The following is an 11,629-nucleotide window of genomic DNA, read 5'->3' as shown; positions in this document are numbered from 1 at the left end:
AACCTTTCTGAATGATTTTTATCCCACTATAATCAGATAACTTAAAATTATACGTATTTGAATCATTCCAGCACCTATATATAAATATGATTCAGCAATTTTGCAAACAGGAAACAAGCTATTGATATTTCGAATCAATTTTGGTTATACTATTCAGTAAGCAAGAAATAAACACAGATTATTAGTTCAATCATAAATAATTAATTTATAAAACATTTCTGTATCATGAAAAAAAAATATGTGAAGATTATGTTTTTATCATTGACATTGCTGACAATTAGCACAACAGCTACTTATGCAGTTCAACCCAAAGATGATAAAAAAGAAAATGAAGCCTTACAAACCTCAACAGAGGAACATCTACCATTACTAACGATTAATGGTACAAACGCATCATCATCCTTCATTGTCAATTCCGAGGCTTTACTCGGCAAAGAAATAACAATTACAGCTCCAAACGGTTTCACCGTAACTCCGACTGTTATAGCAGCCAACTCTGGAAAACAAAAAGTGAAAGTGACCTTAAACAGTACTAAAAGACTGACTGAAGGGAAAATTATTCTGCGAAGTGGAGACGTCCGTTCATATTTAAAAGTAAAAGGATATGGAACCGCTCTTCCTGTGAAAGACATTGCAGCATCTCCTGCTTACAAGAAAGGAAATGATAAGGAATTTACCAAAGCATTCACTCCAAATTCAAAAGGATATACTATCGAATTCAAAATAAAAACAGATGACTCGGAGAAAAGCTTTTATCCTTATTTTGTAAACGAAAAAGGTTATGGATTCAAAGCATATATTACCTCTAATGAAATCGGATTATTCAATGCCTACAAAAAAGAAATTACCAATCCTGCAACAAATGGAAAAGCAGGAGGAAAAGGTAAGTTCTATAATAATGATGGACAAGCACATATTTATCGTTTTGCCATAACACCAGATAACCGTGCCTTCATTTACAGAGATGGAATTCCTGTAGATTCCGTTAGAATTATAGACTACGCTCCCCAGCCAAACTTTGCAGAGAAAGTTGGCAAACCAGTAGAAAATCTTTTAAAGAACCCAAACTTCGAAGGAGAATTTGATATAAATCCAGAAACGAAGTTAGTTAGTAGAGTGGAAGGATGGGATGTTGTTATTAGCGACCGTTGGAATTCAGAACAACAAATTCTTCCTGAAGAAATTGATAATAATCAGGACCTGGACAATCATGTTTTTGAAATTAGACCCTATAAATGGGCAGCTGGCTGGAGTGATGGTATCCTAATGCAAGTGGTAGATGTTGTACCGAATGAAAATTACACACTATCTGCTCTATTAAAAGGAGGAATAGCAAAAAAAGAAGGAAAACTCACCGGTAAAATGATTATAGAAGAAGTGCAAGACCCTGAAAAAAAAGTCATAACAGAAATTGCCAGTGACAACTGGGAAACTTATTCAATGGACTATACTACTTCTGCCGAATGTAACCAAATTCGCGTATCCTTTACAGTAGGACGTGGAGGATGGGGAAATGATATCGGAGCTGTCCGTGTAGACAACGCTAAACTGACCGGCACATCACGTACATACTCGCCCAAATTCGGTTTTATAGATAATACTGCTGATGTGGAATATTTCACAATTGACGAATCTGGAGCCTATGCCCCTGCACAGCCCGAAATAACTATTAATATTGAAGACTAAAATAACGAAAACATGAGAATAACTCTATTTATCTGCTTTATGTTCTCATTCACCTCTATTTTTTCACAAAACACCCAGATCAGTCCGGGTGTTTTGTGGAATGACATAGATGGGGAGCAAATTAACGCACACGGTGGATGTGTCGTTTACGAAAAAGGAACTTATTATTGGTTTGGAGAAGATCGTACAGGTTTTAAATCAAATGGGGTAAGTTGTTATCAATCTAAAGACTTATACAACTGGAAACGGCTGGGGTTGTCGATGAAAACGACAGGTGAAGCCAGAGAAGACATGAATGATATATCGCAGGGACGTTTGTTCGAACGTCCCAAAGTAATTTATAATCCCCAAACTAAGAAATGGGTAATGTGGAGCCATTGGGAAAGTGGAGATGGATATGGAGCTGCACGTGTTTGTGTAGCAACAAGCGATAAAATAATGGGGCCTTATGTACTTTACAAAACATTTCGCCCTAATAAAAACGAGTCCCGTGATCAGACGTTATTCGTAGATACAGACGGAAAAGCATATCATTTCTGTTCTACGGATATGAATACCAACATGAATATTGCATTACTTAGAGACGATTATCTGGAGCCGACTCCAACAGAAACTAAAATTTTAAAGGGACTTAAATATGAGGCACCCGCTATTTTTAAGGTTGGGGATATGTATTTTGGATTGTTTTCCGGTTGCACAGGCTGGGAACCCAATCCCGGGAGAAGTGCCTACAGTACTGATATACTGGGGAACTGGACAACAGGGAACAATTTTGCTGTAGATAAACTCAAACAAGTTACTTACAACTCACAAAGCTGTTATGTATTTAAAGTGGAGGGTAAAGAAAAAGCTTATATATACATGGGTGACCGTTGGAACTCTAAGGATGTAGGAAAGTCTCATCATGTGTGGTTGCCCATTAGTATGCGCTCAGGCTATCCTGTCGTAAAATGGTATGATCAATGGGATTTAACCGTGTTTAATAGTATGTATCGCTATAAAAGAGCTGCAGAAATCATACCCGGTAATATATACTCATTATTAGAAAAGACCTCTGATCGTTTAGTGTCTAAACCTGCCAATGGTTTCAGTATAGCGGATGATGATGATGACATCAATCTAAGTCTGGAGTTTATAAAGACTAATATACCCAACGTATATAAAATAAAAGATACCAAAACCGGAAAGTTTTTGGAATCACTGTTCGGAACTTTACGCCTGAATCCCGAGAAGAAAGATGATGCTCAATGCTGGGTGTTCAACCTACAGGAAGATGGTTATTATCAGATACAAAATCTGAAAGATAAGAAGTATGTTACAGTTTCCGGTTCAAATACATTTGCCGGAAGTAATTTATATCTTACTGAACTATCCAAGAAGTTAATGCAAGATTTTGCAGTATATTTCGATTCCAATAAATATAAATATAAGGAAGCAGATATATTCTCTGATGCCTACAAGGCTAATAATCTAAAACAGATGAAAGCCCAATAAATTTCTCATATGTAATTCTGATAAATTAAATTTGTTACATTATGAACATAAAAAGCCAACAGGCAAAAAATAGTTTTTTATTCATATTTATATATCTATGTAGTCTGTCTTTGCAACCAGCTTTCGCAACTCAATCGAAAGAAGTTATAACAACAGATATCTGGGCAGCCACTGCCACTGTATTCAAACTTGTCGGTGAAAAAGCTGTCAACAATGTAAAACTGAATTGGATGCAACGAGAGGACGCTGACCTTTATAGAATCTACCGGGATGGAAATTGTATTGGAGAAGCTAAAGGAAATACATACGATGATTATAATCTGAAAGCAGATAAAACTTTTACCTACCATGTAGAAGCATTTAAAGAGGGGAAGAAAATAGCCACGTCCGCTTCTCAACAAGCAACAACCTTCACCCCTAACGGCGAAACTAAAGTTTATGATAATCTAAACGGAAAATATATCACCAAAGAATCTGCCCAAAAACCTCAGGGTATGAAAATTGGGGAGCTTTATTTCTCTTATAAAATGGAAAACGTTGAAAAGGAAGTAGATGGACAAACACTCAAAGGATGGCTAGCTACAGAAAGCTTTTCTCCGACAGGGCTCAATGGTAGTTGGAGTACTTCCCGTGAACTGGCTTTTTACCCAAATGTAAAATTTGAGGGTATTGCTTTCCGATATAACGCAAAAACCGGTAAGGTAGTACTTTCAGCACATTATGAAGATCAAAGTGGATATGTTGCAGCTAAAATCTATCTGGCACAAATAACTCCCAAAGGCGAGCTCGAAGTAGGCACTATGGAACGACCATTGGGCTATGACTCTAGAGATCAATCTCTTTTCATTGATGATGACGGTACAGCTTATCTCCTTTCAGCTACAAATATGAACAGAGATATAAACATCTATAAGCTAGACCCTTCATGGACTAAGCCTGTTTTATTAGTTAATACAATATGTAAAGGACTACATCGGGAAACTCCTGCAATCATCAAAAAAGACGGAGAATATTATTTCTTCAGTTCAAAGGCTTCCGGATGGTATCCGAGTCAAACCATGTATACATCTGCCGCTGATTTAGGAGGCGAATGGACACCTATGAGAGAAATTGGCAATAATTCTACTTTTGATGCACAGTTTAACAGAATCAGTACAGTTGGAAAAACCTGCGGAGTATGGAGTTACCACTGGGGAGCGCAACGAAAATATAAAACTCCGGCTGGCAATTTCCCGAGAATTTCAATAGCCGCATTTAACAAAGGATATGCTTCGATGGATTATTACAGATACCTGGAATTTAGTGACAAATATGGTATTATCCCTGTTCAGAACGGTAAAAACCTGACATTAAATGTACCGGTGACAGCCGCTGTCCCAGGAGCGAGAGGAATTAAAGCTGATTGTATCACGGATGGAGCTTGTACTGAATCTTCTACTTATTTCCAGAAAAGTTCAAATGCTGCTACAGGTTCTCCTTATATGTTTACCATAGATATGCAGAAAGAAGCCGTGATTTCTGAGATTAATCTTTCGACAAGATTGGTTAACGGTTCCGAGGCTGCCTACAAATATACCATTGAAGGAAGCCGGGATGGAAAAAGTTATAAAATGCTCGTAGACGGCAAATTAAACTGGCAGGTAGGATTTCTAATTCTGAATATTGAAGATCCGTCGCTCTACAGATATTTACGGCTCCGCGTATACGGTGTTGTCAATGTACATAAAAACAATTCTGCAATGTGGGCAGATGGCATTTATGAATTTGCTGCTTACGGAAAACCACAATAAATAAGAAAGCAAAGTGTATTAGAAAAAGCCAGTTAACTATTTAAATGTTGACTGGCTTTTCATTTTGCATCGATCACAAAAAGTTACCCTATTAAGCTTTCTGTATTTAACGATTCCATTATTCGTTAATATATACCATTTTGTACAAGCAAATAATAAACTAAAGCCCAATCCTGATCATTTGCATATGGATCGTAGAATCCGCCCTTTACTCCGTTAACCTTATTTGGATAAATATAGGCGCAAGAAGCTTTTCCATCTTCAAAGAATAAACACAGATTATTTCTCACAATATTCTCTGCACGCTCTTTATATGAATGATCTCCCGTACATTGCGAATAAAGATAAAAAGCAGCTCCTGACAATGTACTCCAATAGTGTGGAAAAGTATCTCCCCACATTTCCCGCTTACCAAACCAATAACCATCCCAATGACGAACAGCTATTTCATTCAAATGATAACTGGGTTGTTTGCCATTGAAAGCTTCCAATACAGGCATTTGAATCTTTGCCCCATCCAAATATTTCTGCCTTCCGGTTTCCATATAAAGTTGAAGCAAGAACATGACTGATGGAGCTACAATGGCTTGTTCGTAGTTTACTTCACTAGCCGGATAATTCAAACCATTTTTCAAAAAAGTATCACCAACCGCAATATAATCATTCTCCAACTCTTGATATTCTCTTTGCATATCAGCATTTTTTAAAGTTTGCAGTCCTAAGCGAACCGGTATACCTATGGCATAAAAACCATGTCCGAACTGTTTGAACATAGACCGCAAAGTCATATAACCATGTTTAGCATATTGTTTGTCATTGGTTATTTTATACATCTGGAAATAAAAATCCGCTACCCATACATAATTGTACGCCCTGTTACGTCCCTTCTGATCGACTGAAGAGAAAGTCTTATAGTCAGCATCTTGCAATCTATTACGCAAAAAACTTGCATATCGCAATAAAGATGCCTTTACTTCAGCAACAGGATGCAATTGATAATACTTTGCTAAAAGTACCCCCATACCGACTCTTTCAGCACCTTCATCCCTGTCAACCGGATTACAGTTATGCGTATTATTCAGATATATTTCATTCTTTTCATTATCATAAACCATATAAGCATCTCTACGCGTATTCGAACTTTTCATCTGTTGATTTGCAACTATAAACTCTACTCGTTTTTTAATCAAATCATCCACACTACTAATCACCAAACAATTTGCATGAGTTTTTTTCCCTGTGCCATATAGTATATCAAAACGCACTTCTCCTAACTGATCCATTACTACTTCAGCATACCATGCTGTTCCTTGTTTTTTCATAGGAATAGTGACATCATTCTTTTTAAGCATACAGCCTTTTACCATCTGCCCACCTGATATTTTCACAAGGGCAGTTTCTCCTTTCTCAAATACATACTTGTTGCAAGATACCCAAACACTCTCTCTTTCCAATAACTTTTGACGAAAATCATCTTCACCTTTATGCGAAAAGATATACCACGAAAATACTTGTTCATCACCCGGCATCAATTTCATATCCGGAAGATTCAAAGAAATAATTCCCCTTGTATGAGAGTTACCCTTATTTCTATCACGCTCTGATATTTCATAACTTTTAATTTCGCCTTCCCTCAAAACCAGTCCCAAATGTGGAGCATATCCCCCATACGTATCGCGTTTACATAAGCTGCATTATCACCCTCCCATATATGAGCATTAGCCCGCATATTTATACAAGTTTGTGCCCCTGGATAGTTATCATTGAATGGAGTATAGATGCCTATATCCGATAAAAGTATTTCCTCTGTTCCATCATTTTGGAAAGTATACTCTTCTATTAAATCTTCTCCTCTCATACTCCTTTCTACAAGGATACATATATCTCCAACTCGATAAGTAACTTCTCTCCCATCCTGCTTTATACTGGCAGGAAGATTCCAAAACAACTTGTTTTTCTGATTTCTTCTCACCTCAGTGAAATAGCCAAGTCCCCAACCATAATTCTCCTTTATCCAAGGATATTGGCTACCATCTGTTGCTATCAGCCAATTCATATTCTGTTTATCATTATCAATATTCATTGATTGTATGGCTCCAGTTTTCGAATTCACTGTAAAGTTTACTTTTTGGGCTTTAACAGAAATACATATTACTGTCAACAACCCAATACCACAAAGCTTTAAAAAAGGATTCTTTACTTTTCCCATTGACATCATCCTATTTTTCTTAAAACAGGGCTTACTTCTTTTAGATAAATCTAAATCCATTGTTTTTCATTTAATTAATTATAGCTATTAAAAATCTTATTTCCAAGTAATTATTCAAAGATAATTCTTTTCAAAAGGGAAAAAGTACTATAATCATTCAAAAGGGAACAGTAATAAATAAAATACCTCATCCTTGTCGAGGCAATTCCCCGTTTGACTAAATTTCATTCAAATCTGTTCAATTTTAATTCAATATTTCAAAATCCGGTTGATTAATCAATTGTATATCCAAGCAGGATACACTTAGAGAGCAAATAGTAAAAAGAAAAAATTCAATCCATTTATTCGCTAGAATCAAAGAAAGTCCCTATCTTTACCCCAAGTAATTTTTATTATTCACCATTAAATGTAAATATTATGGCAAGTAGAAGAGAACTTAAAAAGAACGTAAACTATATCGCAGGAGAATTATTCACCGAGTGCTTAATCAATAGTATGTTTATCCCTGGTACTGACAAGGCTAAAGCTGATGAACTGATGGCTGAAGTTTTAAGAATGCAGGATGAATTTGTCAGCCGCATCAGCCATACAGAGCCGGGCAATGTGAAAGGCTTTTATAAGAAATTCCGAGTAGATTTCAATGCAAAAGTTAACGAGATTATTGAGGCCATCGGGAAATTGAATTAAAGATCAGAATGAAGAAAGCAATTTATAGCTTTATCTATTACCGCCTGTTAGGGTGGAAGACAAACGTTACGGTACCTAATTATGATAAATGCGTGATATGTGCCGCACCACACACAACGAACCTTGATTTATTTATTGGAAAACTGTTTTATGGAGCATTAGGCCGTAAAACAAGTTTCATGATGAAAAAAGACTGGTTCTTTTTTCCGTTAGGAATTATTTTTAAAGCTGTAGGCGGAATTCCCGTAGACCGTAGTCGGAAAACTTCGTTGGTCGACCAGATGGTTCATCATTTTGCTGAATGCAAAAAGTTTCATCTGGCTATCACACCCGAAGGAACCCGCAAGGCGAACCCGAACTGGAAAAAAGGGTTTTATTACATCGCTCTCAAGGCTCAAGTGCCTATCGTTCTGATCGGTATTGACTACAGTACAAAGACCATAACGTCCACTAAAGCAATTATGCCGACGGGAGATCTTAATAAAGATATGCGGGAAATCAAACTGTACTTCAAGGATTTCAAAGGAAAACATCCTGAGAATTTTGCACTTGGAGAACTTTAAGAATAAAGTAATAAGTAATAGGTATTAAGTATTAATCGTAGCTGCTGAAATGCTGCTCCGCATGGTATATTACCTATTACTTATTACCTATTACTTATTCCCTATTACTTAAAACAGGCATCATGGATTCGATTCGTATTTCCATAGTACAAACCGATATCGTTTGGGAAAACAAACAAGAAAATCTCCGTTTGCTCCACGAGAAGCTGCAAAGTCTCTGTGGAACAACGGAGATTGTTGTTTTACCGGAGATGTTTTCTACAGGATTCAGCATGCAAAGTGATATGCTGGCGGAAGCAAATTCCGGCGAAACGATTACAACACTGAAACAATGGGCTTCTTTGTTTCAAGTGGCCATCTGCGGGAGTTATATCACTGTAGACAACGGACGATATTACAATCGCGCCTTCTTTCTGACACCGGAAGGAGAAGAATTCTATTATGATAAACGCCATCTGTTTCGCATGGGACGTGAGGCAGAACATTTCTCGGCAGGCGATGAACGTCTGATTATCCCTTACCGTGGCTGGAATATCTGTCTGCTTGTATGCTACGATCTTCGTTTTCCGGTGTGGAGCCGGAACGTAGCCAATCAATATGACCTATTAATATATGTAGCAAACTGGCCTATCCCCCGCCGCCTGGCATGGGATACGCTGCTTCGTGCCCGTGCCCTTGAAAATCAGTGTTACGTGTGCGGGGTTAACAGAGTAGGTATAGACGGATATCGGCTGAAATACAACGGAGGAAGCAAAATCTATTCAGCGCTCGGAGAAGAAGCGGCTTCCGTGCCCGACGAAACGGAGGGCATAGCAACCGCTACGCTTCATCTGACCGCACTTCATCAGTTCAGAGAAAAGTTTCCGGTATGGAAAGATGCAGACGAATTCCAACTCCGCCATTCGTGATGAAACAAATGTTAAAAACGATTTGAAGGTGCAACAATACCTAGAAGTTAGTAGTTAATTATATAGACTTCTTTTGTATCTTTGTCGTGAAAATACAGTCGTAAGGACTCTAATCTTACATAACTTAATTAACAACTTTATGAAAACAAATCTTAGTTCTCAAATCACTCTCCACAGGGTCTCCCCCAGATACTACAGACCGGAGAATGCATTTGAAAAATCAGTCTTGACAAGACTCGAGAAAATACCTACAGACATTTATGAGTCTGTAGAAGAAGGGGCTAACTACATTGCTTGCGAAATAGCACAAACCATCCGCGAAAAACAGAAAGCAGGACGCTTTTGCGTACTAGCACTCCCCGGAGGTAACTCACCCAGCCATGTCTATTCGGAACTGATCCGCATGCATAAGGAAGAAGGACTGAGCTTCCGTAACGTGATCGTATTTAATATGTATGAATACTATCCGTTGACAGCCGATGCTATCAACAGCAACTTCAATGCTTTAAAAGAAATGTTGCTGGATCATGTCGATATTGACAAACAGAATATATTCACTCCCGATGGAACCATCGCCAAAGATACCATCTTTGAATATTGCCGTCTGTACGAACAGCGCATCGAAAGTTTCGGAGGTATTGACATTGCCCTGCTGGGTATCGGTCGTGTAGGTAATATCGCATTCAACGAACCGGGTTCACGTCTGAACTCTACCACACGTCTGATCTTATTGGACAATGCATCGCGCAACGAAGCATCCAAGATTTTCGGAACAATAGAAAATACTCCGATCAGTTCTATCACAATGGGAGTATCTACCATTCTTGGCGCTAAAAAGGTATATTTGCTGGCATGGGGGGAAAATAAGGCAGCAATGATCAAAGAATGTGTGGAAGGTCCGATTAGTGACACAATTCCTGCATCTTATCTGCAAACTCACAACAATGCTCATGTAGCGATCGACCTTTCGGCTTCCATGAACTTAACACGCATTCAACGTCCGTGGCTGGTAACATCCTGCGAGTGGAATGATAAACTGATCCGCAGCGCTATCGTATGGCTGTGCCAGTTGACAGGCAAACCGATTCTGAAGCTGACCAACAAGGACTACAACGAAAACGGTCTGAGCGAACTTCTGGCATTGTTTGGTTCTGCTTACAATGTAAATATCAAGATTTTCAACGACTTGCAGCATACCATCACCGGATGGCCGGGTGGCAAACCTAATGCTGACGATACTTATCGTCCGGAACGTGCCAAACCGTATCCGAAACGTGTGGTTATCTTCTCTCCGCATCCGGATGACGACGTTATCTCCATGGGTGGAACCCTCCGCCGCCTGGTAGAACAGAAGCATGAGGTACACGTAGCTTACGAAACTTCCGGTAACATTGCCGTAGGTGATGAGGAAGTGGTTCGTTTCATGCATTTCATTAACGGATTCAATCAGATTTTCAATAACAGCGAAGACTTGGTAATCAGCGAGAAATATGCAGAAATACGCAAATTCCTGAAAGAAAAGAAAGACGGTGATATGGACAGCCGTGACATTCTGACTATCAAAGGTTTGATTCGTCGTGGTGAAGCCCGTACCGCTTCTTCATACAATAATATTCCGCTAGATCGGGTACATTTCCTTGACTTGCCGTTCTATGAAACCGGTAAGATTCAGAAAAATCCGATTAGCGAGGCTGACGTAGAGATCGTACGTAACCTGCTTCGTGAAATAAAGCCTCATCAGATTTTCGTAGCCGGTGATTTGGCTGACCCACACGGTACACACCGTGTATGTACGGATGCCGTATTCGCTGCTGTCGATCTTGAAAAAGAAGAAGGAGCCAAATGGTTGAAAGACTGTCGTATCTGGATGTATCGTGGTGCGTGGGCTGAATGGGAAATTGAGAACATCGAAATGGCTGTGCCTATCAGTCCGGAAGAGCTTCGTGCAAAACGTAATTCTATCCTGAAGCATCAGTCGCAGATGGAAAGCGCTCCGTTCTTAGGTAATGACGAACGTCTGTTCTGGCAACGTAGCGAAGACCGTAACCGTGGCACAGCAACGTTGTATGATCAGTTAGGACTGGCATCGTATGAGGCAATGGAGGCATTTGTAGAATACATTCCTCTATAAGAAAGAAAATTCTTAATTAATAGAATATAAAACAATCAAAGAAGAGTGGGCAGTTCGATACTTCCCACTCTTTTTTTGTTTATTTTTGCAGGAGATTTTGCCACAGAATACAATGGACTTACATGAACGCGAGATTCATTTCGTATTCTCCTTCCAAAAGG

The 11,629-nt window shown here is 38.7% G+C and carries 9 protein-coding genes; 7 read left to right on the top strand and 2 right to left on the bottom strand.

The window, feature by feature from the left end; all coding sequences use genetic code 11:
* The first annotated feature begins 225 nt into the window (after nucleotides 1-225).
* From BT_RS01310 to BT_RS01300, 3 genes are read left to right on the top strand one after another with little or no spacing between them, the layout of a single operon-like run.
* Nucleotides 226-1,686, top strand: coding sequence for a hypothetical protein (locus tag BT_RS01310; RefSeq protein WP_008766189.1), 1,461 nt, complete (start codon nucleotides 226-228; stop codon nucleotides 1,684-1,686).
* Between the two features lie 12 nt (nucleotides 1,687-1,698).
* Nucleotides 1,699-3,180, top strand: a complete 1,482-nt coding sequence (locus tag BT_RS01305) for a family 43 glycosylhydrolase (RefSeq protein ID WP_008766190.1) — start codon at nucleotides 1,699-1,701, stop codon at nucleotides 3,178-3,180.
* Nucleotides 3,181-3,221: 41 nt separating this feature from the next.
* Nucleotides 3,222-4,970 carry a family 43 glycosylhydrolase gene (locus tag BT_RS01300; protein ID WP_008766191.1) on the top strand — a complete coding sequence of 583 codons (1,749 nt, stop codon included), beginning with the start codon at nucleotides 3,222-3,224 and terminating at the stop codon, nucleotides 4,968-4,970.
* A gap of 125 nt (nucleotides 4,971-5,095) precedes the next feature.
* Here the strand turns inward: BT_RS01300 and BT_RS01295 are convergent, their stop codons facing one another.
* Together BT_RS01295 and BT_RS24500 are read right to left on the bottom strand one after the other, a co-directional pair.
* Entirely contained in the window at nucleotides 5,096-6,607 is a 1,512-nt protein-coding gene (locus tag BT_RS01295; RefSeq protein WP_225011857.1) for a six-hairpin glycosidase, read from the bottom strand.
* A complete protein-coding gene (locus tag BT_RS24500; RefSeq protein ID WP_011107188.1) occupies nucleotides 6,604-7,239 on the bottom strand; it encodes a hypothetical protein in 636 nt (211 codons plus the stop codon). The genes BT_RS01295 and BT_RS24500 overlap by 4 nt, the downstream gene beginning before the upstream one ends.
* Before the next feature lie 357 nt (nucleotides 7,240-7,596).
* Here BT_RS24500 and BT_RS01290 point away from each other — a divergent pair, with 357 nt between their 5' ends.
* From BT_RS01290 to BT_RS01275, 4 genes are all read left to right on the top strand, one after another.
* Complete coding sequence (locus BT_RS01290) at nucleotides 7,597-7,866, top strand: hypothetical protein (protein ID WP_008766192.1); 270 nt, start codon at nucleotides 7,597-7,599, stop codon at nucleotides 7,864-7,866.
* Nucleotides 7,867-7,874: 8 nt separating this feature from the next.
* Entirely contained in the window at nucleotides 7,875-8,429 is a 555-nt protein-coding gene (locus BT_RS01285; RefSeq protein WP_008766193.1) for a 1-acyl-sn-glycerol-3-phosphate acyltransferase, read from the top strand.
* 122 nt (nucleotides 8,430-8,551) lie between these two features.
* On the top strand, nucleotides 8,552-9,337 hold the full coding sequence (locus BT_RS01280) for an amidohydrolase (RefSeq protein ID WP_008766194.1): 786 nt from the start codon (nucleotides 8,552-8,554) through the stop codon (nucleotides 9,335-9,337).
* A gap of 139 nt (nucleotides 9,338-9,476) precedes the next feature.
* Nucleotides 9,477-11,468 carry a glucosamine-6-phosphate deaminase gene (locus tag BT_RS01275; protein WP_008766195.1) on the top strand — a complete coding sequence of 664 codons (1,992 nt, stop codon included), beginning with the start codon at nucleotides 9,477-9,479 and terminating at the stop codon, nucleotides 11,466-11,468.
* Nucleotides 11,469-11,629 lie beyond the last annotated feature (161 nt).

The organism is Bacteroides thetaiotaomicron VPI-5482 (assembly GCF_000011065.1).
GTDB classification, from domain to species: Bacteria; Bacteroidota; Bacteroidia; order Bacteroidales; family Bacteroidaceae; genus Bacteroides; species Bacteroides thetaiotaomicron.
Note: the sequence above shows the minus strand (reverse complement) of the source record. Positions and strands in the feature narration are given on the sequence as shown.

Excerpts from the sequence above, each read along its gene's own strand:
- BT_RS01310 (WP_008766189.1), top strand. The coding sequence starts at position 226 with ATGAAAAAAAAATATGTGAAGATTATGTTTTTATCATTGACATTGCTG.
- BT_RS01305 (WP_008766190.1), top strand. The coding sequence starts at position 1,699 with ATGAGAATAACTCTATTTATCTGCTTTATGTTCTCATTCACCTCTATT.
- BT_RS01300 (WP_008766191.1), top strand. The coding sequence starts at position 3,222 with ATGAACATAAAAAGCCAACAGGCAAAAAATAGTTTTTTATTCATATTT.
- BT_RS24500 (WP_011107188.1), bottom strand. The coding sequence starts at position 7,239 with ATGGATTTAGATTTATCTAAAAGAAGTAAGCCCTGTTTTAAGAAAAAT.
- BT_RS01290 (WP_008766192.1), top strand. The coding sequence starts at position 7,597 with ATGGCAAGTAGAAGAGAACTTAAAAAGAACGTAAACTATATCGCAGGA.
- BT_RS01285 (WP_008766193.1), top strand. The coding sequence starts at position 7,875 with ATGAAGAAAGCAATTTATAGCTTTATCTATTACCGCCTGTTAGGGTGG.
- BT_RS01280 (WP_008766194.1), top strand. The coding sequence starts at position 8,552 with ATGGATTCGATTCGTATTTCCATAGTACAAACCGATATCGTTTGGGAA.
- BT_RS01275 (WP_008766195.1), top strand. The coding sequence starts at position 9,477 with ATGAAAACAAATCTTAGTTCTCAAATCACTCTCCACAGGGTCTCCCCC.